This is a genomic window from Arenibacter amylolyticus (assembly GCF_002150785.1).
GTDB classification, from domain to species: domain Bacteria; phylum Bacteroidota; class Bacteroidia; order Flavobacteriales; family Flavobacteriaceae; genus Arenibacter; species Arenibacter amylolyticus.
Genome location: NZ_MTAZ01000027.1, coordinates 1 through 25,266 on the forward strand (window position 1 = coordinate 1; position 25,266 = coordinate 25,266).

At 41.6% G+C, this 25,266-nt stretch carries 20 protein-coding genes and 1 pseudogene; 10 read left to right on the forward strand and 11 right to left on the reverse strand.

Annotated features, from left to right (window positions below; genetic code table 11):
* Window positions 1–280: 280 nt before the first annotated feature.
* Window positions 281–1,555, reverse strand: coding sequence for a mechanosensitive ion channel family protein (locus BV214_RS11165; protein WP_086477594.1), 1,275 nt, complete (start codon window positions 1,553–1,555; stop codon window positions 281–283).
* 260 nt (window positions 1,556–1,815) lie between these two features.
* Window positions 1,816–2,439 (reverse strand): RNA polymerase sigma factor, encoded by a 624-nt coding sequence (locus tag BV214_RS11170; protein ID WP_086477595.1) that lies wholly within the window; start codon window positions 2,437–2,439, stop codon window positions 1,816–1,818.
* A 117-nt stretch (window positions 2,440–2,556) separates the two neighbouring features.
* Between BV214_RS11170 and BV214_RS11175 the strand changes: the two genes are divergently transcribed.
* The 9 genes and pseudogenes from BV214_RS11175 (at window position 2,557) to BV214_RS16920 (ending at window position 13,615) form a co-directional block, all read left to right on the forward strand.
* Entirely contained in the window at window positions 2,557–3,696 is a 1,140-nt protein-coding gene (locus BV214_RS11175; RefSeq protein ID WP_086477596.1) for a FecR family protein, read from the forward strand.
* Window positions 3,697–3,901: 205 nt separating this feature from the next.
* Complete coding sequence (locus tag BV214_RS11180) at window positions 3,902–7,243, forward strand: SusC/RagA family TonB-linked outer membrane protein (protein WP_217868713.1); 3,342 nt, start codon at window positions 3,902–3,904, stop codon at window positions 7,241–7,243.
* Window positions 7,244–7,255: 12 nt separating this feature from the next.
* Window positions 7,256–8,830: a RagB/SusD family nutrient uptake outer membrane protein gene (locus BV214_RS11185; RefSeq protein WP_217868715.1), complete on the forward strand. Its 1,575-nt coding sequence runs from the start codon at window positions 7,256–7,258 to the stop codon at window positions 8,828–8,830.
* Window positions 8,831–8,835: 5 nt separating this feature from the next.
* Window positions 8,836–10,143, forward strand: coding sequence for a Gfo/Idh/MocA family protein (locus BV214_RS11190; RefSeq protein WP_245806781.1), 1,308 nt, complete (start codon window positions 8,836–8,838; stop codon window positions 10,141–10,143).
* Between the two features lie 228 nt (window positions 10,144–10,371).
* On the forward strand, window positions 10,372–11,151 hold the full coding sequence (locus BV214_RS11195) for a 3-keto-disaccharide hydrolase (RefSeq protein WP_245806782.1): 780 nt from the start codon (window positions 10,372–10,374) through the stop codon (window positions 11,149–11,151).
* Between the two features lie 56 nt (window positions 11,152–11,207).
* A pseudogene (locus tag BV214_RS17135) lies at window positions 11,208–11,899 on the forward strand (MFS transporter).
* Between the two features lie 29 nt (window positions 11,900–11,928).
* A complete protein-coding gene (locus BV214_RS17140; RefSeq protein WP_317045181.1) occupies window positions 11,929–12,468 on the forward strand; it encodes an MFS transporter in 540 nt (179 codons plus the stop codon).
* Between the two features lie 112 nt (window positions 12,469–12,580).
* Window positions 12,581–13,015, forward strand: a complete 435-nt coding sequence (locus BV214_RS16915) for a hypothetical protein (protein WP_217868717.1) — start codon at window positions 12,581–12,583, stop codon at window positions 13,013–13,015.
* A 57-nt stretch (window positions 13,016–13,072) separates the two neighbouring features.
* Window positions 13,073–13,615, forward strand: a complete 543-nt coding sequence (locus BV214_RS16920; protein ID WP_217868719.1) for an amidohydrolase family protein — start codon at window positions 13,073–13,075, stop codon at window positions 13,613–13,615.
* Between the two features lie 83 nt (window positions 13,616–13,698).
* Here the strand turns inward: BV214_RS16920 and BV214_RS11210 are convergent, their stop codons facing one another.
* The 5 genes from BV214_RS11210 to BV214_RS11230 all read right to left on the reverse strand — a co-directional run bounded on the left by BV214_RS11210 (window position 13,699) and on the right by BV214_RS11230 (window position 20,502).
* Entirely contained in the window at window positions 13,699–14,121 is a 423-nt protein-coding gene (locus tag BV214_RS11210; protein WP_086477598.1) for a UPF0158 family protein, read from the reverse strand.
* A 60-nt stretch (window positions 14,122–14,181) separates the two neighbouring features.
* Window positions 14,182–15,072, reverse strand: coding sequence for a pirin family protein (locus BV214_RS11215; RefSeq protein WP_086477599.1), 891 nt, complete (start codon window positions 15,070–15,072; stop codon window positions 14,182–14,184).
* 172 nt (window positions 15,073–15,244) lie between these two features.
* The gene (locus BV214_RS11220) at window positions 15,245–16,123 is read right to left on the reverse strand and encodes a pirin family protein (RefSeq protein WP_086477600.1); all 879 of its coding nucleotides are present in this window, start codon (window positions 16,121–16,123) and stop codon (window positions 15,245–15,247) included.
* Window positions 16,124–17,811: 1,688 nt separating this feature from the next.
* Window positions 17,812–19,017 carry a class I SAM-dependent rRNA methyltransferase gene (locus BV214_RS11225; protein WP_086477601.1) on the reverse strand — a complete coding sequence of 402 codons (1,206 nt, stop codon included), beginning with the start codon at window positions 19,015–19,017 and terminating at the stop codon, window positions 17,812–17,814.
* A 219-nt stretch (window positions 19,018–19,236) separates the two neighbouring features.
* Window positions 19,237–20,502, reverse strand: coding sequence for an APC family permease (locus BV214_RS11230; protein ID WP_217868721.1), 1,266 nt, complete (start codon window positions 20,500–20,502; stop codon window positions 19,237–19,239).
* A 787-nt stretch (window positions 20,503–21,289) separates the two neighbouring features.
* Here BV214_RS11230 and BV214_RS11235 point away from each other — a divergent pair.
* Window positions 21,290–22,117, forward strand: a complete 828-nt coding sequence (locus BV214_RS11235; RefSeq protein WP_140157753.1) for a hypothetical protein — start codon at window positions 21,290–21,292, stop codon at window positions 22,115–22,117.
* Window positions 22,118–22,185: 68 nt separating this feature from the next.
* Here the strand turns inward: BV214_RS11235 and BV214_RS11240 are convergent, their stop codons facing one another.
* The 4 genes from BV214_RS11240 to BV214_RS11255 form a co-directional block, all read right to left on the reverse strand.
* The gene (locus BV214_RS11240; protein WP_086477604.1) at window positions 22,186–22,647 is read right to left on the reverse strand and encodes a PH domain-containing protein; all 462 of its coding nucleotides are present in this window, start codon (window positions 22,645–22,647) and stop codon (window positions 22,186–22,188) included.
* 344 nt (window positions 22,648–22,991) lie between these two features.
* On the reverse strand, window positions 22,992–23,747 hold the full coding sequence (locus tag BV214_RS11245; RefSeq protein ID WP_086477605.1) for a DUF5995 family protein: 756 nt from the start codon (window positions 23,745–23,747) through the stop codon (window positions 22,992–22,994).
* 74 nt (window positions 23,748–23,821) lie between these two features.
* A complete protein-coding gene (locus tag BV214_RS11250) occupies window positions 23,822–24,460 on the reverse strand; it encodes a YceI family protein (RefSeq protein ID WP_086477606.1) in 639 nt (212 codons plus the stop codon).
* The gene (locus tag BV214_RS11255) at window positions 24,453–25,082 is read right to left on the reverse strand and encodes a dioxygenase family protein (RefSeq protein WP_086477607.1); all 630 of its coding nucleotides are present in this window, start codon (window positions 25,080–25,082) and stop codon (window positions 24,453–24,455) included. Before BV214_RS11255 ends, BV214_RS11250 begins: the two co-directional genes overlap by 8 nt.
* Window positions 25,083–25,266: the final 184 nt, after the last annotated feature.

The window sequence follows — 25,266 nt, forward strand, 5'->3', positions numbered from 1 at the left end:
AAAAATCCCTCCGCTTTGCACTTTCAGGCAAACCACCTCCCTTTTACTCGTGCTGAGCGTAGCCGAAGCATTAGGGAGGAGCTTTCGATTTTTTCCCCTGGTAGTGGTCAACCTATATTAAGGACGTACACAATTGTTTATTGCTAATTGTTTACTGTTAATTGAAAAAACTGCCTACAGCAACTGCTAACTTTATTCAGAAAACCACTAATAACCGATTACTGACTACCGTTTACTGATTACTGGACCCATCTCAGTACTCAATACTAACTACTCAAAACTATTCCATCTCCACTTGCTCCGCATGAGGGACGCCACTATAGGTGGTGGGGTATTCAAAGATTTTGAGGTCAAAATAGGGAATGGCGGCCAAGAGATGGTCGAAGATGTCGGACATCACGTTTTCGTAATTTGCCCACCTTTTGTCGGCGCTAAAGGCGTAGATTTCCAAGGGAATACCTTGGGGTGTGGGACTCAATTGGCGGACCATGAGGGTCATTTGTTGATTAATACCGGGATGGTTCTGTAAATACTCCATGGTATACTTTCTAAATACCCCAAAGTTGGTCATGTTTCTACCGTTGATAGGAACCTCTCGGTTAATCTTATGTTTTTGGTTGAATTCCACAATTTCCTTTTCCCTACTCTCTAAATAAGGGGCTAATAGCTGTATGTTTCTCAATTCCTCCACATCCTTATCCGTAAGAAAGCGGATACTTTTTTGACAAATGGATAGGGACCTTTTTATACGTCGGCCTCCTGAGGTTTGCATTCCCCGCCAGTTTTTGAAGGAATCCGATATCAGCGCATAGGTAGGAATGGTGGTAATGGTCTTATCAAAATTCTGCACCTTTACCGTAGCCAGGGTAATTTCTATTACATCCCCATCGGCACCGTACTTTTGAAAGGTAATCCAATCCCCAATACGGACCATATCGTTAATGCTGACCTGGATACTGGCCACAAAGCCCATAATAGAATCCTTAAAAATTAAAAGGATAACGGCAGAAGCAGCCCCCAAGGCGGTGAAGAATTTCCAGACCGTGGAAGCGTCCGTAAAGACTGCAAATATGGTGAGCAGGCCTATAATCCATACAATAATCATAAAGACCTGGATATAACTGTCTATGGGCTTGTCCTTAAATCTTGAGGTCGACTTTAAGTGGTCACTAAGGCTTCTTAGGAAGCTTTTTACGATTAATAGGGTGAGTACCACCACGCAAACCTCAAGTATTTTTTCCAAAATGCCTTCCCAAAATGGGAACTCCGAAAAAATTAGGGGTACAAAATTCAGCAATAAAATTAACGGAATAACGCGAGCCAGGTAACGAGGTACCTTATGCGCAACCAGATAATTATCGAAATTGGTGGTTGATCGTCTTGCTAGCCTTACCGAAAAATTCCTAATAATTTTCCAGATGACGATATCTAGGGTAGCTACTACTACGAGGAGTATGGCCAAAAGTAGAAAGAGATTAGTATACGAAGCGGCATTTTCACTCATTCCTAAGTCTAAAAGAAATTCGGCCACAAGGTTTTTTAAGCTTTCGCCCATTTTAAAAGTAAATTTAATTGGTTACTTGCAAAAATAGGGCTTGAAAGAGAGAATGTGAAATATATTTCAAAAGCCCTTGTGTGGAGTGTAGTTAGGGAGGGGGAAAAGGAAAATTGTAATTGATTTTTTGAAGGTTGATGGAAAGGGGGGGCGAAAGCCATTCACTTATACGACCCCTATTTAACCATAACCTGAAGGTGGTGGTAATTGATAGTCTGGGACATTAGGGCAGTGGCAATTGAAGGAGAGAATACCTCGTTTTAATAGAACTGCGATACACCTTTTGAGGGCTTACCTACAGAATTAGGCAGTTTTTCACCAAAAATAAGGGTAAAGACCAATTGTTGCTCTTTACCTACTTTTTCTCTAAGAATTTTATAGGCTTTTGTAATTTGTGCTTCTACTGTTTTTATAGATATGTTGAGGTATTCCGCAATTTCTCGATTGGTGAGTCCCTCCCGCATGCTTAGGGTAAATACTTGTTGACATTTCGGGGGCAAAGAGGCTATTTCATTGGAGATTTTCTGGATGATTTCTTGATGCGAAGGCTCGTTCTGAGCGAGTACCGCTTTCTCCAAACTCCTGAAATACGTTTCCTCTAAAATTTTGATGGACCTTTTTCTTTTGTACTGGTTGATGAATTCATTGTAAACGAATCGGTACAAAAAGTTTTTTAAGGAAGTGTGTATCTCCATATTCTTTCGTTGTTCCCAAGCTTTTAAAAACACATTTTGGATAATGTCTTGGGCTTGCGCATGGTCTTTGGATAGACCAAGGGCGTAGACAAATAACTGTTGACTATAACGATTTACTAAGGCGATATAGGCTGCTTCTTCACCATTTTTAAGTCGGGAAACAAGGAGTTTGTCTTCGTGGTTTTTCATGAAGAGGTACTGGTTTATTAATATTAGTTGGTGTTATTCTGTCTCAATATAAAAAATAATTCGATAAAAAGTTAGGGTATTCCAAAACGGCCTTGTCTGTATTATAAAAGATACTATATGGATCGTTCAGAAATGGAACACCTGATTTTTAGGTATTTGGCAAATGTGGCTACGGCAGAGGAGTTAGATAGGTTGTCTGACTGGATTCTTAAAGAAGGCAATAAGGAGGTATTTGATACCTATGTGCAATTACACCTAGATATTACCACTTCAGTTGGGAAACCCAATAAGAGAAGGATTAAAAAGGTACTCTTACAGAGAATACAACGAGATAAAAAGAGAAAATCGAGGTTGTCTATTGCGGTTTTTACCGCTGCCATACTATTAATCCTAAGTTTTGGTTGGGCCCTACAAAGCGGGTTGATTTTGAAGTCGCCCCCCCAACCTAAGTCAGGCGAAATCACCATAACCTTAGACAACGGTCAAATTGAAACTCTAGGGGTTTTAGATACTAAAACTGTTAGGGATTCTGAGGGAAATACGATAGGCACCCAAAAGAATTCAAAATTAGTTTACACACGAACCCCTGATAATAAGGAGTTGGTTTACAATACCCTGTCTGTCCCTTATGGAAAACAGTTTAGCCTGGTGCTCTCGGATGGGACTGAAGTTACCTTAAATTCGGGTACTTCTCTTAGGTACCCTGTGGCCTTTTTACCAGGGGAGAAACGGACCGTCTTTTTAAGCGGAGAGGCCTTCTTTGAGGTTGCTTCGGATGCGAGACATCCCTTTATAGTGACCACTAAGGGAATGGAGATAACAGTATTGGGAACAACATTTAACGTTTCCCATTACCCGGAGGATGATCGTATAAATACAGTATTGGTGGAAGGGGCCGTTTCCCTCCAAATTAAGAAGGGTTCCGAAGTTGCTTTAGCCCCTACAAAATTGACTGCCGGTATGAAAGGGGAGTGGCTTAAAACAGAAAATGAAATATCCGTTGAAAAGGTGGATACCAGCCTCTATACCGCTTGGACCCTAGGGAGATTGGTTTTTAGGAATACCTCCTTTAAAGAGATTCGTCCTGCGTTGGAACGACACTATAATGTATCTATCACCAATAATAATCTACTACTGGACGAACAATTGTTTGACGCCTCCTTCGATATAGAAACCATCGAGGAGGTGCTTAGGTCGTTTAGTAAAGGCTATGCGTTTGAATATCAGATAGAAAATAATGAAATATTTATTCAATAATTGTTTAACCTAAATTAAATTTATATGAAATAAACTCTTAAAACTTTAATAGCAAGCTTTTTATGGAAAGGGAGCGATGGGATGCGCATTCTACCTCCTGTTTAACCTATACTAATTAAACCTAATAAGAACCAATTAACACTTCTAAATTATGAGAAAGCTTTTTAAGTTAAGGGATGCATTTTGCTTCCCTTATAAGCGATGCATGAAAACACCACTCATGCTATTGCTAACCACTATTACCCTATTTCAGCTTCAGGCAAATACGTATTCACAGAACAAAGAGATTTCCTTAGACCTTAGGAACGCTACTGTTGAAACTGTTATTAATCAGATAGAAGCCCTATCGGACTTTAAATTTTTAGTAAATAGGATGCAGGTAGACCTAACTAGAAAAGTCTCCATAAGGGTAGAGAAGGAGAATATACATGCTATTCTATCTCAGATATTTAACCATATCGATGTGGATTATGAAGTATTAAACCAACAAATAATCTTAAATAAATCGGCACACAACCCTTTAGCTGTGCCTCCCTCAGAAATCCAAACTACTGCAACAAGAACCCTGCAGTTTTCAGTAACTGGAACAGTTTCCGATGGGAATAATTTGCCCTTGCCAGGCGCTAATATAGTAGAGAAAGGGACTACTAATGGAGTTACGGCCGATTTTGATGGAAATTTTTCTATTTCAGTGGCTAGTGAGGACGCCATTTTGGTGGTTTCTTATATTGGTTTTGCTACCACGGAAATAGCCATTAATGGGCAATCTACCATTATTGTGCAATTAGAAGAGAGTGCTTCTGGATTAGACGAGGTAGTGATAGTGGGATATGGAACCCAATCTAGGAAAAATATTACGGGCGCTATTAGTACCGTTCCAACCGATCAGCTCACCCAAAGACCGGTAACGAATACTGCCAACGCATTGCAGGGTGAGGTGCCCGGTCTTACAGTGTTTAACTCCGGAGGTGCACCAGGCGTAGAGGATGTTAAAATACGGATTAGAGGGGTGGGTACCCTAAACAATGCCAATCCCTTAGTTTTGGTAGATGGGATAGAGCAGTCCCTAGGTACAGTAGAACCACAGAATATAGAATCTATTTCTGTCCTTAAAGATGCGGCATCAGCAGCTATTTATGGGTCGAGAGCAGCAAACGGAGTAATCTTAGTAACTACCAAACGGGGTGCAAGTACGGGAACTATCCTTTCCTATAATACCTTGGTGGGGGTGCAAAATCCTAGTCTCTTTCCCGAAAAACCGAGTGACGAAGCGTGGATGCGGTTAGAAAATGATGCCCAGGTGAATGCTGGGGGGGCTCCTACCTATTCGGAAGAGTATATTTCTAATGTAGTGGCAGGTACTAACCCCCTAGAATTTCCATGGGCCAATTGGGAAAAGGGAATATTTAATGATGATGCCCTTATGCATCAACATAACTTTTCCATCTCTAGCGGTGGGGATATAGGAAAAATATTTACCTCCATAAATTATAACGACACAGATGGTATCATCAAAAACTTCAATAATAAGCGAACAAGTGCCCTGATAAATGCCGATTTATACGCCAATGATAAACTTACCTTTAAGGTGGGGTTGATGTATAGGAACGGGTACTTTACGGGACCCGGACACGCTATAAATTCCTCTGGAATAGCCGGGCAACAAATTGTGCAGGCACTCCTTCATATGAATAGAAATGTAGTGATGGAGTACCCCGATGGGACCTATGACCTTATTTCTGGTCAGTGGAATGCCGCGGCAATGGCCAACGAAGGAGAAACCGTCAGGACGAAGAACGATGTGGTAGCTCAGGGGGGATTTGATTATAAGATTTCCGATGCCCTTACCCTTCAAGGAAATGTGACCTTTAAAAACAATCACCAAGAGACTTCTACCTTTATGAATAGTCTCGCAGGAATGAGGAACTATTTAACCGGAGAACCCGTAACGGTATCAGGGTGGTTTGCCACAAATAGCCTAACCGAAGCAAACATTTCAGAAAAGGAATTGAGTCAGCGACTCTTCTTAGATTATAAGAACAACTTCGGCAACCATGATCTTGGCGCGCTAGTTGGGTACGAAGAGATTCACAACAAATTAAAGAACGTGGCGGCCAAAAGAGAAGGATTCTTTAATAACGATCTTAGGGATTTAAGTGCGGGGAGTGTAGATAACCAAAGCATGAGCGGGTATAGGGAAGAATGGCGACTGCGTTCCTTTTTTGGAAGGGTGAACTACTCTTTTGATGATCGCTATTTACTGCAAGCGAATTTGCGGATAGATGGATCTTCTAGATTTGGAGATGGGAATCGGTATGGGTATTTTCCTTCTGTATCGGCAGGTTGGAGTATTTCTAATGAATCTTTTATGGAAAGCTTTATGGATCGCTCGGCGTTGAGTGACCTTAAATTAAGGGCTTCTTGGGGTCAACTGGGAAATCAGAATATCGGACTCCATAAATTTAGAAGTACCTATAACCTTAACCGAGGCTACCAATTTGGGGGCAACGTGGTTTCTGGATCCGCCATTACCCAAGCAGGAAACCCCGATATTACATGGGAAACCACGACCATCACTAATATTGGTCTCGATGCCAATTTCCTAAATGATAGATTATCCTTTGTAGGGGAGTATTTTTGGAAATATACGGATGATATTCTGTTACAATTACCAATATCCAGTACTGTTGGGGTAGAGCCCCCGGTACAAAATGCTGCGGCCGTTTCTAATAATGGGTACGAACTTGGGCTTACATATTACAGTCCTTTTAAGGAAGATAAAGGCTTTAATTATACGGTGGGCATCAATTTCTCTGATGTCATTAATAAGATTGAAGACCTAAAAGGAGCTGGGCCCTATTTTAACGATGGCTTTACAGTGTGGCAAGAGGGGTATTCCATAAACTCCCTGAGAGGTTTAGATTCGCCCGGATTGTATCGTACCCAAGCAGATTTGGATAAGTATCCAGTGAAATTGAGTCCCAATGCGGGAATAGGGAGTATCATTTACAAAGATGTCAATGGGGATGGCGTAATCTCACAATCTCTTGCTCCAGGAGGAGATCAGATTATTATTGGCAATGAAGATCCTAGATACGAGTTTGGGGTACGGTTTAACGCTTCCTACAAGGGCTTTGACTTTTCTATGTTTTGGCAGGGCGTGTTAAAAAAACACCACACCTTAGACGGTGCTTTGGTTGAAGGGCCTGCGTATCAGAACTTTATTCCTAAGGAGATGGCAGACAATGCGTTCGACCCTGTTAAAAACCCTAATGGAACGTGGCCCATGGTGATCGCTGGTGGAAACTGGAATATTGTGAAGTCAAACTTCTGGTTGGTAGATACCAAATATGCGCGATTAAAGAACTTCCAATTGGGCTATACGGTAGATCAGGAAATGTTTAACAATTTACGTGTCTATGTATCAGGAGAAAACTTGGTTACTTTTTCACCTCAAAAACTCTTTGATCCCGAAACCCCAAGAGGTAGAAGTCAGTTTTTTCCACAAACAAAGACTATTAGTGTAGGTTTAAACGTCATATTTTAAAAAGATAAAATCATGAAAAGACAAAATTATATTTTAAGTTTACTATTCTTCGCTGTGATGGCCGTGTTTACGGGTTGTAGTGAGGGGTTTGATGAAGGTCTAGATATAGAGCCAACCGGTGCCGTTTCGGAAACTGCCTACTGGACTTCCGTGCGAGATGCAGAATTGGCAGTAAACGCCGTTTATGCGGAATTGGATGGGACGCAAATGGTAATGGCCTTGGATGGAATTACAGATATTGGCTACCACAAGTATTCTAACGTGCCTACCTTTAATGACGTTCGTTTTGGGGAAATTGATCCCTCTAATGGAACCATTACGAGTATTTGGAACCGATATTACAGAGGGGTAAGAAAGGCAAACGATGTAATTGCCAATATTGATAAAGTAGAAGAAGGGGATCTAGATAAATTAGCACGCATAAAAGCCGAAGCCAGATTCCTCCGTGCATATTACTACACACAGCTTTCTAGCTTGTGGTGTAATGTTCCCTTGATTACAGAGGTTATTGATATCAACGATCAACGACCTACTAATTCTAGGGAAGAGATTGTAAGCTTTATTTACGATGAGTTAGATGATATCATCAACGCAAATGTCTTGCCCTTGAGTTATTCGGCCGATAATATCGGAAGAGCTACCCATGGGGCCGCTTTGACTTTAAAAGCGCGCGTGGCGATCCGAAACAATAATTTTGAGGGTGCCCGAGATGCTGCAAAAGCGGTGATAGATTTGGGTATTTATGGGCTCTATCCAGATTATGAGGAATTATTTCATGTGGAGGGCCAGAATTCCCAAGAAGTTATTTTTGACCGACAATACGCAGTGGGTGGGAGTACGTATAACGCCTTTGGATACTCAGCAGGTTCTATTGGAGGTGGCTCTGGCGTAGAGCCTATGAACGGACTTTTTGAAAAGTACGAGTACATTGGCCCAGTGAACCCCGATAATCCCTTTGAGAACAAAGATCCTAGGTGGGGTTATATTGCTTTTTATACCGGGCAGCCTATTGGGAACAGCACTTATAATTCCTGGCCAGATAGTCCTACTCCAGATAGGGTAAGTAGTACCGAATTCTCTACCTTGAATGGGTATAATTTAAAGAAGTGGATAGACTTTGAATCCTTTTCTGAAAATCCGAACCTAGGGGATATCAATATGATTTTGATGCGTTATGCCGATGTATTACTAATGTATGCGGAGGCTAAAATTGAGCTAAATGATATAGATCAATCCGTGTACGATGCTATCAACGATATTAGACAAAGGCCTACAGTGAATATGCCAGTCATTACCGCTGGCAAAACCCAAGACGAACTAAGAGATATTGTCCGGGATGAACGCGTTAAAGAATTGGCTTTTGAAGGCTTGCGTATCTATGATATTAACCGATGGAAGATTGGAGAGGTAAAGGCCGGACTCCTACAAGGGATGCACTATAAGGATGCAACTACCGGAGAATGGAAGATATTGGATTACGGATCGGTAGCGAGTTTTAATGAAGCTAGGGATTACTGCTGGCCAGTTCCCCAAGCAGAAATGGATATCAATGATGTAATCACCCAGAATCCTGGGTATGTACAGTAGAGGGTATGATGAAAAAAAATATAAAATTATCAGATGGGTCAAACAGAAGGACTTTTATAAAAAAGGCGGGGGCCGCTACACTTTTTGGTGCAGCGACCCTAAACGCTGGTTTTGCAAACCCTTTTCTTGCACAGGATAAGGTATTGAAGGTTGGCTTGGTGGGCTGTGGCGGTAGAGGTACCGGGGCAGCTCAACAGGCATTGAATGCCGATCCCAATACGGTTTTACATTCCATGGCAGACGTTTTTGAAGATCGATTGACTAGCTCCTTAACACTGTTGAAAAAATCGCACGCACAGCGTGTCGATGTGAACAAAAGCAGGCAGTTCATTGGTTTTGATGCCTATCAGAAATTAATTGATTCTGGTGTAGATGTAGTGCTGCTGGCCGAACCTCCAGGCTTTAGACCTAAGCATTTAAGTGCCGCTATAGAGGCGGGGAAACACGTGTTTTATGAGAAGCCGGTGGCTGTAGATGCCCCTGGGATTCGCAAAGTGTTAAAAGCTGCAAAAATGGCTAAAGCGAAACAGCTTTCTATCGTATCTGGACTGTGTTTTAGGTACGATTTGCCAAAACAGGCCCTTTTTGGAAAAGTGCTGAATGGAGAAATTGGTGATATCACATCCATCTCTTCCACGAGGTATGGCGGCGAACTGTGGTATAAAGAACGCCAACCAGAGTGGAACGATATGGAGTATAAAATGCGCAATTGGTACTATTACAATTGGTTGAGTGGGGATTTTATTGTGGAAATGTTTGTTCATAGTACGGATATGATCGCATGGGCCATGGGAGAAAGAATGCCATTGAGTGCCACTGGAGTAGGGGGAAGACAATGGCGAACAGATAAGAAATACGGAAATATCTATGATCACTTTGCTGTAGAATTCGATTATGGCGGCGGATTAAAAGGGAATGTATCCACCAGGCAATTAAGTGGTGGATCGTCTAGAAATTCCGTAGAAATTGCCGGTACCCAGGGCAATGCTTTTTACCAAGGAAATAGACATGAGATCTGGGGGGACAATGCGTGGAGGTATAGAGGCGAATTGAATGATATGTACCAAAGCGAGCACGACGCCTTGTTTCAGTCGATTCGTAAAGGAAACGCGATAAACGACGGAGAAATGGCTGCCAATAGCACGCTAATGGCAATCCTTGCGAGAGACGTGGCCTATTCTGGCAGGACGATTACCTGGGAGGAAGCAATGAACTCGACGGTATCCCTAGGTCCCGAGAACGAGGAATACAGTTGGGACTTACAGTATGACGGGCCTGGCATAGCCATTCCTGGGGTTACCAAAATGGTATAAGAACAATAGGTAAAAAAGGTGAGGAGGGATTTTCCTGAATCACCTTTTTTTACTCGATAATCGATATTTAGTGCTCCGAGGATTGCCCGAATAGTTTAGGCGGGCCTACCCGACTACCATAGGCGGGCTTTCCCTGAGGTAGTTTATAGGATTAGTAATGTTGTTCTACACACACTAAACGCAAATAAACAACTAGACTTTTGAAAAAAATATAATAACCATAAAAACATGAAAAATTACACCACTAGAAAAAGAAGTACGCCTCTATTCATAATGTTCCTTGTATTGACTTCCTGCCTTGGCTATGGCCAGCATGAGGCATTCGAGTTTGAATTTGGCAGTGAAAATACCTGGGAGAATATGCTCGCAGGGAAGGCGGATGAGGCATCGCCCATAAAATGGATCAATGTAAATACGGTAAAAGAGGGTTGGACCGTGCGGGATGACGGGGTATTGGTGAATTTGGGGCATCCCTTAGGGGTGGTTCGTTCGGAAAAACAATACGAAAACTTTATTTTACACGTAGAATGGCGTCATATGGAAGCAGGTGGTAACTCAGGAATCTTTGCGTGGAGTAGTGCAGACCCCAAAGGATCCTCCCCCTTACCAGATGGGGTAGAGATTCAGATGCTAGAGCTAGATTGGGTGAACATACATGCCAAAGACGGAGTACCGCAACCTATTGCCTATGTTCATGGAGAAGTATGGGGAGTAGGAGGAGTAGTGACTACACCCGATAATCCCAGAGGGGAACGAAGTAAGTCGCTTGAAAATAGATGCAAGGGAAAGGGAGAATGGAATACCTATGATGTGGTCTGTGTAGATGGAGTAATAAAACTTGCGGTTAACGGGAAATTTGTAAATGGGATTTCTAAAGCTACCCAAAAGAAAGGGTATTTATGCCTAGAATCGGAAGGGGCGGAAATCCACTTCCGGAATTTAAAAGTGATAGAATTGCCCCCCGGTGTTAACTCTGCAGAACAAATAGCTCCGCTGCTTAGCAACTAAAAAATAACCAAAGAACTAGCATGAAGAATACGGTAAGAGTACGTTTATCCCTCATAATGCTTTTGGAGTATTTTATTTGGGGTGCGTGGTATGTTACTATGGGGACTTATTTAATATCTTCTTTAGAGGTAACTGCTACCCAAGTAGGAGCGGCCTATACTAACCTTTCTATTGCCGCAATTATTTCTCCATTCTTTGTAGGCCTGGTGGCTGACCGATTTTTTTCTGCGCAAAAAGTATTGGGAACCTTGCACTTACTAGGGGCTGCTACCTTGTATTATATAAGTACGGTGGCATATTTCCAAGAATTCTGGTGGCTTATCTTGCTCTATACTTTGTTGTATATGCCTACCATGTCTTTGGTGAATTCGATTTCTTTTTCACAAATGGAGGATCCAGACAAGGATTTTCCAAAAATTAGGGTATTGGGAACGGTGGGATGGATTGCTGCGGGTCTGTTAATTGGTTTGATGGAATTGGAAACTTCCTATTATACGTTTCGCATTGCGGCCTATTGCTCGGTGGTCTTGGGTATCCTGAGTTTTTTTTGCCCAGTACACCTCCCACGGGGAAAAAGGCAAGTATTTCTTCTATTTTAGGATTGGATGCCCTGGTTCTGTTTAAGAAAAAGTCCTTTGTGGTGTTTTTTGTGAGCTCAATTCTAGTTTGTATCCCTTTGGCCTTTTACTACAACTTTACCAATCCTTTCTTAAACGATATGGGATGGAAAATGCCGCAGCTAAGATGACAATGGGGCAGGTTTCCTAACTACTATTCATGCTATTGATGCCCTTTGCGTTTAGGAGGCTGGGAATTAAGAAAATGATGCTGATAGGAATTTTCGCCTGGGTAATTCGCTATCTCTTCTTTGCTTATGGGGATATTGGTCCGGGGATTTGGATGTTGTATGGGGGCATTCTCCTACATGGCGTGTGCTATGATTTCTTTTTCGTGTCGGGTCAGATTTATATTGATAAGAAGGCTAAGTCCTCTTTTAGGAATGCTGCCCAAGGCCTTATCACCTTTGCAACCTACGGGGTGGGTATGTTTATTGGCTCCTATGTATCTGGAGGGGTTACCGATCATTTTTATGTGGATATCAACGGAATTCTGGGTTATCAGTGGAAATCTATATGGTTAATTCCAACTGGTATCGCCGTGGGGGTTGGCCTGATGTTTCTCCTATTCTTTAGAGAACAGCTTTTAGGATCGGAATTGCCAGAGAAAACCACGCAACACGGGATACTAGACCTAGAAAACAGGAACCCAAAACAGGTTGTAGGTAGCTTAGCTGATGGTGCTGAACCCGATAGATGAAAGCCCGACTAACTTTTGTGATAAGCTATTAATGGAAAATTAGCAATAAAGTAATAATTAGATAATACTACGGTAAATCGGGGTATGAATACGGTTAACAATTTTTTTTAGTATGGAAAAGACGGGGTATTATACGATGGACGACTTTGAGTGGGTGGATAAAATAGATACTCATATTCATGTTTTTGCCAACCGCAAGAGTTTTGTGGAACAAGCGAAAAAGGACAATTTTCGCTTGCTCAATATCATGGTAGATCTTTCTAATGAGAAGGAACTCATAAAAGAACAATACAACTATTGCTTTGCCCAAAAGAGAGCACATCCAGAACAATTTGAAGTGGTTTCCTCTTTCTCTCTAGAAGATTGGGATCATCCAAACTTTGTAGAGAATACCCTTGTATGGTTAGACAAGAGTTTTGATCATGGCGCCATTGGGGTGAAGGTCTGGAAGAATGTTGGAATGGATTTTCGCGATAAAGACAACCACCTAATTAGGGTAGATGATCCAAAACTAGATGCAATTTTTAATCACCTAGCTAGTAAATAAATTCCCTTAATTGGTCATTTGGGAGAGCCAAAAAACTGTTGGCTTCCGCTAGAAGAAATGACGACTAATAACGATCGGGCTTATTTTGCTGAAAACCCTCAATATCATATGTACCAGCATCCAGAACTGCCTTCCTATGAAGAACAGGTAGTCGCCCGAGATAAGATGTTGGAAAAACACCCTGATCTGGTGTTTATTGGTGCTCATATGGGGAGTATAGAGTGGAGCGTGGACGAATTGGCAAAACGCCTAGATAAGTTCCCCAATATGTCCATTGACCTAGCAGCTAGAATGGGGCAGGTTTTTTATCAAACGGCTGAAAACAGGGAAAAGGTGCGCGATTTCTTTATTGCCTACCAAGATCGAATCCTTTATGGGAACGACTTAATGGATTTTGGGAAGAACAATGCGCAAGATATAAAGGAAGAGATGCACAGCACCTGGTTAAGGGATTGGCGATTTTTTATAACTGATGAAGAGATGACCAGTGATCTGGTGCATGAAGTATTTAGAGGACTAAAACTGCCCAAGGAGGTAGTGGATAGGCTATATCTACACAATGCCCAAAAATGGCTTTCTATGTTTTCTGAAACAGGCTGATAAGGATAGGAGTTTATAACTCTAGGACTGGGCCATCTAAATGATGGTCTTCCTGCTTTTTAGATGCCAAGTTCTTTACCGTTTCACTCAATCCAATTGTCCGATATTTTCTCTTTTACCCACTCCTCATTTTTTTCTTGTCGGAAGTTGAACCACGCCTGTCTATAATCCGATTGGTGAATTAGATGGTTGAAATGCCTAAAAGGTTTTGGCCGATTGAGGGCATTGATTAATATTTCACGGAACCTTCCTTCTTCTAGCTGTTCTGCAAAGGATGCCATCACGGTAAAAGCCCGGTGGGAATTCATAGGGTCGATACGGATATAATCATGCCAATTATTCTCGACCTTATCTATTATATCTTGCCAGGGATTATCCTCGCCATACATTAAATCAATCTCTGTTGGATAATGTTCAAAATCGCCCGTAAGAGTATGTAGAAAACAGGTGTTTCCCATCAGAAGGGAATCGGCCATATCTTTAATAGTTGCTTCCTTGATGTTCATTTTTTAATCGGTTAGCACAGCATGAATTTTAGAAGCTACCGCCACATACCATACCCATTACTACATCCTAGGTTTTGGCAGGGGAACATACTCCTCCTCGTCTCCAGGGACTTTGGGAAAGGCGTCCAGGTTTTGTTCTTCCCAATCTTTTTTCGCCTTTTCGATGACCGCTTTGTCCGAATTCACAAAATTCCAATGGATATAACGTTCTTCTGGAAAAGGATTCCCGCCAAAAACGTACACGGTGGTGTTGGGGTCCATAGTAAAGGTACAGAGGGTGCTATCCTTGGCAATCAATATTTGTTTGGGCCCGTAATGATGTCCGTCCGAACTGATACCGCCTTCCAAAATATACAGGGCACTTTCCCCAAATAGGCTTTTTCCAATATCGATTGCTTGCGCTCCCTCGCTCTTTATCTCTATAAAATACAAGTCGCTATGCACGGGTACTGGAGAGGTTTTTCCGAAACTTTTTCCTGCAATCAATTTAAATTTCGCTCCCTGTTCTTCCCATTGCGGGATGTCATTTTCTTCAATATGGGCAAACGTAGGGTCCATTTGCTCCAGTTCCGTTGGTAATGCTACCCATATTTGTAATCCGTGCAAGGTTTTTTCGGCATCCCTTAGATAATCGGGCGTTCTTTCGGAATGTACTACACCCTTCCCAGCCGTCATCCAGTTTACGGCACCCGGAGTAATTTCCACTTCTGTACCAAGGCTATCCTTATGGAGAATAGACCCTTCAAACAAATAGGTGAGGGTAGATAGTCCAATATGGGGATGGGGAGCCACATCTAAATTTTCCCCTTGGGCCATTTTAGCCGGACCCATATGGTCTATAAAGGCAAAGGGCCCTACCATTCGCTTCTGCCTAAACGGTAAGAGCCTGCCAACCATAAAATTGCCGATATCGGCTGCACGTTCTTCAATAATTAATTTGATGTTAGACATAGCTATTGTATTAAATGAGAATCCAAAAAAATGGATTTTAAAATTAATATTTTTTTGTTCAACTAGTGGCTAAACTACGAACCAGCTGGAAGTTTAAGAAATCCATTCCACCATAATTACCATATCACCCACTATTTGTGGGCCCATATTTTAGCTCTCATTAGGGCGGAAATTAATCTTCCAGAGTGCCGAATTTCCCCGTGTTAAAATCGTTAAAGGCCTGCATCAGTTCTTCCCGTGTATTCATTACAAAGGGACCTTGTGCGGCAATGGGTTCGTTTATAGGCTCCCCACTTAATACCAATACCACCGCATTTTCTGTTGCCTGTATCCTAAAAGTTTCCCCGTCGTCTGCCATTAGTGCCAAATGATCTGTGGGTACTTCTTCCGCTTCGTTTATTACTACCTGCCCCTCCAAGACTAATAGCAACGTATTGTAATGTGCCGGAAATTGGAAGTCGGCCTTCCCACCTTTATTCAATTTGGCGTTGAACATGTGAATGGGGGTGAATGTGGAAGCTCTGCCTTTTACACCTTGGTATTCTCCAGCGATCACTTCAACCGTACCGGCATCGTCTTTTAGTTGGTAACGAGGGATATCCTCCTGTTTTATAGCCTGGTATTTTGGATTGCTCTTTTTGTCCTTGGCCGGGAGATTTACCCATAGCTGCACCATCTGGAATTCGCCCCCTTTTTTGCTCCATTCCGCTTCGTGGTATTCCTTATGTAAGATACCATTGGCAGCGGTCATCCATTGTACGTCGCCCTGACCTATTACCCCGCCACCGCCACTACTATCGTGATGGGCTATTTTACCCTTATAGGCAATGGTTACGGTTTCAAAACCTTTATGGGGATGCACGCCTACCCCTTTGGGAGATTCGGAAGGAGGGAAGGTGTAGGTGGAATTGTAATCCAGCATAATAAACGGGTTCATCCGTTGCATATCCATCCTAAATCCGCTAGGAATAAAATTATGTACCCTAAATCCGTCCCCCACAAAATGGGGATCCCTGGGACTTGCTACTAGTTCTACTGTTTTTATTTTCATATATAGATTTTTATTGTTTTTAAACGGTCATACTAGCCCGACTATGTCTTTGAGGCGGGCCAGCCCGACTTCGTCATTCTGGCGTCCAGTTTTCGTAATGCTAATTGTATAATCTTCATTTTATCACCCTAAAATTACCAATAAATCTTGAGTTGTAGTTAAATCTAAATGGAGAACTGTCATTGTTAATCTTCGTTACATCCAATAGAAATTTCGGTAAAAAAGGGCTATGAGAGGCTATAAATATTACAAGTATGAAGTAATTCTCATAATAAAGAAGGGTGTTTCATACTATTTTAACATATTAGTCGTTTAATAAAATCAATATTTCAAGTGAATATAGGCCAAGTATGGTAGCTATTACCAGGTATTACTTAATTGAATTTAGACGAATATACATTGGTGGAGTCCAGCAACCACTCAAAAAAAGGGGGGTGAAACCGAAAAACCTTACGAGTAGGAACAACTAAACTAAATAAATATGAATTGGTATTTAAAAGTATGGAGGGCCGAGGGACAAAGGTACGGTGTACCTTTGGATAGAGGAGCCAGCTGAAGCCATGGCCAACGCACCATCTGGCACCTTGTTTATTTATTTTCTTGATTTAATCTTAGTTCCTAAAATATATCTTTTGTTTATCACTATTTGTATGTGGTGGTTGGTCACAAAGTAACTAATAAATTATACTGAAATTATTGTACTTTGCTTTCAATGCTCGTTCATTTTACTCAAGTGGTTTTTATTTAATTTTTAACGGTTTTCGTAAATCTCCGATTTAGTTCATGCATTTCTATTTTTAACTTCAACGGTATTCATGAACCTCCTTCGTCGGTTTCTTTGCTTGTCCAACCCTTCGACTTCGCAAAGAGTAAGGTCTAACTCATATTTTAAGGAGTCAGTCTCTAATTTTTTTGTAAGGAATGGTATTATCTATAGGTTTTAGTTTTACGGCCTACCGAAAATTTATCGTGAAATTTGAAGAGAAGCAACCGTAAAATTTTAGGCTGTCTGAGCTAGAATAATTTTCTTTTTTCATTGAAATTCAAAAGCGAGTTCCTAAAATTTAGGTGCTGATCGAAAAATTTAGATAAAGATTCGTAAGCCTAGATTTTTTTGAATACTTTTTTCATCGATGGAAAAAAGTATTGAAAGGCCTGTTTAAAGGTGGATTATTGTTATTGTGCATAACTCAAAATTTTAACTACACACAACTTTTGAGCTTGATCTATACCTTTGGAAAGAGGAGCCAGCTGTAGCGATGGCCAAAGGTGTTAAAATGCTTCTTGCTAAAGTGACTGTTTTCGACACCGAGGTCGAAAAACCGGTTTTAAAACTCCGCGCTTTTTAAGAAAAATAAAAAGCTGGATCTCGGAGCTTTTAAAACCTATTCTACAGATAAGGTAAATTTTAAAAAAGCTTTAATCTTTGTTTGCGGCCTAATTCTACTTTGGTAGCAAATCAATGGGTTTTATTTGATTTTTAAAGGTATTCATGAACCTCCTTCGTCGGTTTCTTTTGTTCGCCCAGGGCCGAGAGACAAAGGTACAGTGTGCCTTTGGAAAGAGGAGCCAGCTGTAGCAATGGCCAACGCGATAACTGACCTCTTGCACAAGAAAATCAAGGGGATTTTACAGAAGTGATTTTCCAATTCAAAACGCTTTAAATCAGTAGACGTAGTAGGGGAGGTTTAATCTATTTTTTGATAAAAGACTGTTTTTAAATAGACGCTTTCAGGAAAGGTAATGGGATGGTCCTCATCATGCAGGGTAGTGTGTTTAAACTCCCAACCATTATAAGGGGTTATCCCTGCATCCTGGTGTGCTTGCTTAAAATCGTCCAAGCTAATGCGACTAGAACAGGAGCCTAAGGCCAAGGTGCCATTCTTTGCTACTAACTCTTTACCCAACTGGGCCAATCTTTTATACTGTGTTAGGGCCCTGGGTACTTCACTAGCTTGTTTGGCGAAGGAAGGCGGATCTATAATAACAATATCAAAGTGCGCTTGCTTATCTATTAGTTCTTGCAAGGCTATAAAAGCATCGGCGACTATCGGGGTCCACCTCGATTCGTCTATGCCATTGAGGGTCATGTTTTGGGCCGCTACTTCCATGGCGGGGCCGCTGATGTCTATCGAAGTAAGTGATTTGGCCTCGCCCATTAAAGCGTGAATTCCGAAACTACCCACATAACTAAATACATCCAGCACTTTTTTTCCAGCTGCATGTTGTTGCACCCATAATCTATTGGGTCTTTGATCTAGAAAGAACCCCGTTTTATGGCCAGATTTTGTATAGGCGTAGAATTGCACCCCATACTCTCCAAATACGACCTTCTCATCGGGAAGTGGGTTTCCAACTACCGCTCCTTCTTGGTACGCAAACGGATTCTGCTGCATAACCTTCCTACTAAATCGGACTACCATGGTGTCCAACGCAAATTGCTTCTTAATTTCTTGGATCAGCAGTTCAGTATAAGGCTGCCAAATGCGGGAGTAGATCTTTAAAACCCCTGTTTTATTGTACACATCCAAAACCAAGCCCGGAAATCCGTCATTCTCCCCGTGGATACCTCTGTAACCAGTAACTCCTTTACTCCTTAGGTTTTCGCGCTGGACATAGGCTTTATTGAGTTGCGATTTCCAAAAGTCGGCCGACAACTGTAAGCGTCCAGCCCTAAAAATAATTTTAATGCGAATCACCTCCTCCGGATCCCACAGTCCAAACGAAAAAGGCTTATTGGTTCTTTGATCGAAAAGGACACATAAACTCCCAGCCAGGGCATTTTTACTAGGTCCTTTTATAATACTTTGTTCAAATACCCAAGGGTGACCTTGTTTCACTGCTTTTTCAGCAGCTTTATTGAGTTTAATGGCTATGGTTGCAGGTACTTTCATACGGTATATAAAAATAATAGTTTTCGGAAAAGTAGGCTGATAATGCTCCTTTTTTCCTTAGGGATACTTTAGTTGCTAAAGGTAGGGGTCACTCCCCATTTCCAATGCAAGCGGGCAACATAATTCATTTTATTCGGTTGGCAACGGTCAACGGTAAAATTCGTTTAAAATATTTAGAAAAGGGTTTTTGGGTGAATATTATTGAGGACTGATTTTATTTTAGTCCTTTGGTCGATACACCTTATGAATGAAGTATCGCATCGCAAATCCTACTATCAATAACCCTATACCGGAAATTACTACGTTAAGCGGTAGAGAAACCGCCATCAACAGACATCCTATAAGTCCGCCAATAGGAATAAATGTGCCATACAGCTTATCCTTTTTCGGCTGTTTGAGGGCTGCAATATTGGTTATGCTATAATACAGTAAAATACTAAAGGTAGCAGCGCGCACAATAAAGGGGAAGGAACCAAAGAGGGTAAAGAGCAAGATAATGAGGCCGGTAACCAGCACTCCAAAATGGGGCACTTGGTAGCGAGTATGTATGGATTGAAAAACAGGGGGAATGTCGGCCCTTCTACCCATAGCCAGCAACATCCTACTAATTCCTAGAATTTGACTCAATAATACCCCCAACATAGCGGTAGCGGCCCCCAGGGTTACAACGAGGCTTATTGCGGGGGTAGATAGGCTGTTGGCCACCAATTGTAAAGGGGATGTACTATTGGCCATTTGCTCCGTTCCTATGACCCCAATGGCCACAAGGGAAATAACAATATATAAACATATAGCGATTACAATGGTAATTATAATGGCTTTGGGAATTGTTTTCTTAGGCTGCGCCACTTCTTCTGCTAGGGTGGCGATTCTTGCATAGCCGGTAAAGGCAAAGAAAAGGATGGCAGCAGCCTCTGCTATTCCCGCTACTCCAAATGGGGCGAAGGGTGTAAAGTGTTCCGATTTCATTTCCGGAATGCCACTAACCGCTAAATAAATAAGGGACAAGAGGGTAAGGGTGACAATTACCAGGTTTAGATTCCCTACCTTTTTGATGCCGAAATAATTGGCGATAGTTAGTAAAACAACGGCCACAATAGAAAGAGTCATGGGAGCAACTATGGGAACCAATTGGTGGAAATAGCTGCCAAATCCAATAGCCACTACGCCGGCTGCTGCTAGTTTAGAAACCAGGAACATCCAACCTGCGGAAAAACCTAGAGCCGGATTCAACAATCTATAGCCGTATTCGTAGGTACCCCCAGATTGTGGGTAGACGGCTGCCAATTGTGCCGAACTCAACGCATTGAAAGCAGCGATAATTCCCGCTGCCAGGAGTCCCACCACAAAGGCAGGTCCGGACACCCCCGCCGCTAATCCTGTTACCACAAAAATTCCCGCTCCAATAATGGCGCCCAATCCAATGCCTACCGCATCCCTTAAGCTAAGGGATCTTTTTAGGGAGGTTTTTTCTTTATTTTTCATTCTCATTATGTAAGGGACCCCAATCCCCATTTATTCGCTTCTTACCCTTGTACTTTAGTGGAAGTTTACTTGGCATACTGGCTATCGATACAGGGGTATGCCAACTCCCCAAAGGGTATGGCGGCTAAGATAAGAGCTTTAAAATAGCCTATCAAACCTTATTTAAAATAGCCAACAGGAAACTTGGGATATGAGTGTAAGGCATCCATCCGCTCACCAATTGAAAATCGATGTATATACTACTCGGACCGCTGCGGTATCGGAGGATTGCATCGCCCTTATTCCATTAATCCACCCAAACACATCTTTGCTAAAATACATGGTCTTGGACCCGTAGGGAAGGAAGCCAATTCTAGGTGTTTTCTGCAACGGACTACTATATTCTGAAGACGGTATACGAATCCCCGCGTTAGCTATTGCAGCGGCATCTTTTTTTGGTTTTTTGTCATGCAGCCCCTTTTTTCCTGCAAGGTTTTAGAAACCTTGTAGGTATTGGCCGAGGTGTTGCAATAGGACTGCGATATTATTGGACTCTGGGAAGCTAAAAAAAAATACAGCGGAAAGAGCGACCCGATAGGGGAACGCCCAAAATAAAAATAGCCCTGCCAAATTCTATAGCTTGGAAGCGGGGTTTATCTATGGAAATCCAAGGAGTTAGTGGGGGGATTGTTGATAAGTGGTTGATTTGCAGTTTCTAAAAAGGAGTGTTAATTATTTTATATATATTTAATACTTGTATGAATATCCAATTTTAGAGGGATGTTTCCTTATTTAACCAACCACTACCATGATGAAATATATACCCATCCTACCCTTGTTTTTTCTACTCTCTAATTGCTTTACTTCTGCAGAGAAAAATAAAGATTCGACCGAATCCACCCTTAAAATGGAGGTACCCCTACAAAAGGACGAAGGGAGCGAAAGTAGCAGTGCTGCCCTGAATAATGCCACCGTGCAGCAGGAGATTCTTACTCCCCTTAAAGACCAGGAAGTGGGGGACGCGGCTGCTACCACCGAAATTCACTTTACGGAATTATGGATATGGGAATACCTTACGGAGGAGGGCGAATGGAAGGAATTATGGGTGTATAGGGAACCCAATTTAAATTATTGGTTGTTTGAAAGATTTTCTTCTTTTGGTTGGAGTAGTGCCATGTGCGAATGGGTGGTAGCAAAGCCAAACGGAGCTTATATCTTTAATTTTCAACCAGCTGAAATGAACACCCCCAATTCCCTGGATACGCAGCTGTTGGAGTTTGAAGATGAAATGGAATTCCCCGACTTTTGGAAGCCTACGGGTGAAATAAAATCCTTTGGAAAGCCTGCCCATGGTTGGGAAAATTTTGAAGGGGAAAAGTATGAGGTGTTTTTTAAAGGTCAGCCAAAACCTTCCCTGTTTTATTTGGGAACCAGCGAAATTGATATGCGACCCGTATATAACTTTAGTAGATTGGAGGGCGATATAGAATTACCTATTAAATTTCCTTGGGGAATCCCAAAGAACACGGTGGTTTTAAGCGAGGAAACATCGCTGGAATATTTTAATATGAAGGTGCATTACCGCTTTAAAGAAATTTCTCCCAATTCCTACTATGTGTATTTGCCAAAGGAGTAAGATGGCGAAGCACTACGCTATAATTCCCTGGCTTACAGAGAGGCTAAAGGTGGGCATTCTCTGTGTCCTTAGCCAACGGGATAGGGTTCATTGTTTATGAGTTTATTTTTAATAAGGGGATTAATGGCTACCAAATCCTTTGCGAATTGGATCTTGTCCTTTGGCGACACTATCATCTCACTATGCTTCCCATATTTAATGATAATTCGGTCAAAGGAAGGGGCAGGGGAGGAGATGATGTTCTGGGTTTTGGATATCGTCTTGATTTGATCTATATCAATGGGCTTATAAGAAAAAATGCCGCATTTTATCCGAAGCATTTTGCCGTCAATAGTGTATCGGGTATTAAAGAAAAGGTGTAGAATAAATACAAAGACAATACTAAGGAATAGGGTTATGCGTAGGGTCTCGCCATGAATCCCATCCTTCACTATATCGGGTACAAGCGGACCAAAAAAAACTAGAAATATAAATACTACCAACCCGAAGGATACTTTTGCTGGGTAGGTCTTTTCCGTTGACTTTCTCATAGAACTAATTACGATTGCTGGTAAAACAAACTTTTTAAAACTACGTACTCACTAAGTGAGATTTAAAGGCTTCGACCCTAGGGTCGATTTGGATTTGCTATTTTCCGTCCGATTCCCATTACGTTATTACGGGCTTGCCCGAATAATTTAGGCAAGCCTGCCCGAATTATATGGGCGGGCCTGCCCGAATTGTATGGGCGGGCCTGCGCTAAGGTAATTGTTAAAGTGACTGGTAACCAATATAACAAAATTAACGGTAGGAAGGAAGTATTAGCATGCGTCTTTCATAGCAACGGCATTAAAGGAGTCTTCATGGTTATTCCTGTGAAATTTAAAGGGAGGCGTTAATCTGCTGTTAGTTTATGTAGGATGGTATTCACTTTTTTAGCTTCAAACTTTTGAAGAATCCGTAGTATTAATTGCAATACCTTGGTTCTGGGAGCTTTAATGCGCTTACTAAGCGTTAGTACTCCCTGGTCTATTTTAGTTATCGCTCCTTGGTTTAAGTCGGCCCCTAGGGACCAAAGTAGGTTGGCCGAGTTCCATGATTGCTGTCGCGCCTTTCGCATACTAAAATCTATAAGCTTTTCATCCTTGTTTTCTCCTATCCAATCTAGAAGGAATAATAGGGGGGACACACGACTGAGGCGGTCTTGCATCTCATTTACGATCTGAAAAAGTATGTCGTTTACCTTCATAAAATCAGCTTCAATATCCCTTATTTCCGTATTGGACATCGTAGTGGCAGTAGCTATTGCAAGGTCAAGGTTGATATGCGTATTCATGCCTAACATAATGTGCTGTACAATGGTCAAAGGTTCCTGGGCATGATGAAAGGCGTAGGTCCAAGAAGCACACACAAATTCTTTGTTTTTGTAATTTGTATAGGCATCCAAATATAAATTGGCAAATGCTACATCTAGCATTTCCATACGGGGGTTGTCCTCAAAATTCCCGAGCGCAATTTCCGATGCAATTTCCGCTGTAGTACGACGGTAGATATAGGCAAATAAACCCATTCGGTTATTATTGGATATACATTCCGCAATAATAGCATCCAGTTTTTCCAGAACATCATGAATGGTGGTGGCAGGTGGCATTGGTAATTTGTTTGGATTGGTTTCTTAAAAATAGGGAAACTGTTTCTAATAAGGGGTCTTATCTAGGATTAAGATCAGTTCTTTAGTTTTAAGTTAATAGTGAGCTCTATATCCTTATCCACCAAGGTTTTGTTGGCTAAGTTTCCCTTATAGGCTACATTCCACAGAAAACGGTCAATGGTAAATCTAGTGACGAAGGAAGCATTGGAATAGGTTGCTCCAAATTCAATGTTTTTGGTGAAGTCTTTTATGGTTAGGTTCCCAGCTACCAATAGACTGTCGCCCTGCAGTGGTTTTATATGGGTAATTAGAAGCCTGGCGGTGGGAAACTTCTCCACATGAAAGAAGTCCTCACTTTTCAGGTGATTGTTCAAGTTATTTCTGGGAATAGGTTCATGGTCCGGAATATCGGTTACCTCTATGCTTGTCATGTCTACGATAAATTTTCCACCTATCAATTGCTGGTTTTCTGAAATAAAGTACCTGCTTTGCAGGGAAATGTCGCCCTCGTGTTTGCCTGCACCCCGCATTTTAGTACCCTTCCAATGTAGTTCCGATTTTTTTGTGTCAATTTTTAGGGTATCACCTGTGTGTTTCATTGTTACAGGGGGCCTTGCTGCAGTTATGGATGCTTTTGGTGCTTCGGATGTATGTTTCCCAATGCAAGCGCTAAAATAGAGGGGAATTAGAAAAGTTAGGCCGATTTTATTCATAATTGGGAATATTTAATCCCAAAATAATATCTCTATGCACAGTTACTAACCCATCCTTCAATACGGGTTTTACAATCCCCGAACCACCACGCTGTTTTAAAGTGTTTCGTTCTTCTTGTGTTAACATAGGGTCGTCCTCAAAGACCACATCATCAATATAATATTCATTAATAGTAGGTTCCTTAACGGTAAAATGAATGTGTTGAGGTTCCCTTCCGTTGGGGTATGCTGCGGGTCTAAAAGTGTAGAAGGTATAGTTCCCTGTCCTATCTGTTTTTACCCAACCCCGTATATAGCCGTGTCTTTTTCCCCAGCCTTTTTCATTCCCCTTTTTAGGATACACTCCGTTGCGATCTGTTTGATAGATGTAGACCACCACATTTTCGGCAGGGGTTTTGCCATCCCTTTTAAAGACCGTTCCACTTATTTTTAGTTTGGGCTCGTTCTCCTGAAATCCCGGTAGGGTATCTATAGTCGATAATTTTTTATCGCCGTATTCAAAAACGGCCTCACATCCTTCACAGGGACCTCCTACAATTTTACTGGCATCCCCTTTTTTTGTTTGTGATTGACAGGAGAGAACGGTCATCAATACAACTGGCACCATTATTAAAAATCTCATTTTAGGTATGATTTTAGACCAAAGCTGGCTATTTATTAAATACTGGTGGAGGAGGGAGTAGTAAAAATAAGGATTTTAGAGGGTTTTTTTATTATAGATACCGATATGATTTAATTTAATTGATTGCTAGAACTAGCCGTTAACTGATGATTCCACGTTCCTAACAACAAAAAAAGGTGCAATC

Bases quoted from the DNA above. Each gene is read 5' to 3' on its own strand.
- BV214_RS11245 (WP_086477605.1), bottom strand. From the start codon at position 23,747: ATGCCACCTGCCACCACCATTCATGATGTTCTGGAAAAACTGGATGCT.
- BV214_RS16920 (WP_217868719.1), top strand. From the start codon at position 13,073: ATGACGACTAATAACGATCGGGCTTATTTTGCTGAAAACCCTCAATAT.
- BV214_RS11195 (WP_245806782.1), top strand. From the start codon at position 10,372: ATGAAAAATTACACCACTAGAAAAAGAAGTACGCCTCTATTCATAATG.
- BV214_RS11190 (WP_245806781.1), top strand. From the start codon at position 8,836: ATGATGAAAAAAAATATAAAATTATCAGATGGGTCAAACAGAAGGACT.
- BV214_RS16915 (WP_217868717.1), top strand. From the start codon at position 12,581: ATGGAAAAGACGGGGTATTATACGATGGACGACTTTGAGTGGGTGGAT.
- BV214_RS11180 (WP_217868713.1), top strand. From the start codon at position 3,902: ATGAAAACACCACTCATGCTATTGCTAACCACTATTACCCTATTTCAG.
- BV214_RS11250 (WP_086477606.1), bottom strand. From the start codon at position 24,460: ATGAATAAAATCGGCCTAACTTTTCTAATTCCCCTCTATTTTAGCGCT.
- BV214_RS11230 (WP_217868721.1), bottom strand. From the start codon at position 20,502: ATGAAAAATAAAGAAAAAACCTCCCTAAAAAGATCCCTTAGCTTAAGG.
- BV214_RS11235 (WP_140157753.1), top strand. From the start codon at position 21,290: ATGATGAAATATATACCCATCCTACCCTTGTTTTTTCTACTCTCTAAT.
- BV214_RS17140 (WP_317045181.1), top strand. From the start codon at position 11,929: ATGCTATTGATGCCCTTTGCGTTTAGGAGGCTGGGAATTAAGAAAATG.
- BV214_RS11175 (WP_086477596.1), top strand. From the start codon at position 2,557: ATGGATCGTTCAGAAATGGAACACCTGATTTTTAGGTATTTGGCAAAT.
- BV214_RS11165 (WP_086477594.1), bottom strand. From the start codon at position 1,555: ATGGGCGAAAGCTTAAAAAACCTTGTGGCCGAATTTCTTTTAGACTTA.
- BV214_RS11185 (WP_217868715.1), top strand. From the start codon at position 7,256: ATGAAAAGACAAAATTATATTTTAAGTTTACTATTCTTCGCTGTGATG.
- BV214_RS11225 (WP_086477601.1), bottom strand. From the start codon at position 19,017: ATGAAAGTACCTGCAACCATAGCCATTAAACTCAATAAAGCTGCTGAA.
- BV214_RS11220 (WP_086477600.1), bottom strand. From the start codon at position 16,123: ATGAAAATAAAAACAGTAGAACTAGTAGCAAGTCCCAGGGATCCCCAT.
- BV214_RS11210 (WP_086477598.1), bottom strand. From the start codon at position 14,121: ATGAACATCAAGGAAGCAACTATTAAAGATATGGCCGATTCCCTTCTG.
- BV214_RS11240 (WP_086477604.1), bottom strand. From the start codon at position 22,647: ATGAGAAAGTCAACGGAAAAGACCTACCCAGCAAAAGTATCCTTCGGG.
- BV214_RS11255 (WP_086477607.1), bottom strand. From the start codon at position 25,082: ATGAGATTTTTAATAATGGTGCCAGTTGTATTGATGACCGTTCTCTCC.
- BV214_RS11170 (WP_086477595.1), bottom strand. From the start codon at position 2,439: ATGAAAAACCACGAAGACAAACTCCTTGTTTCCCGACTTAAAAATGGT.
- BV214_RS11215 (WP_086477599.1), bottom strand. From the start codon at position 15,072: ATGTCTAACATCAAATTAATTATTGAAGAACGTGCAGCCGATATCGGC.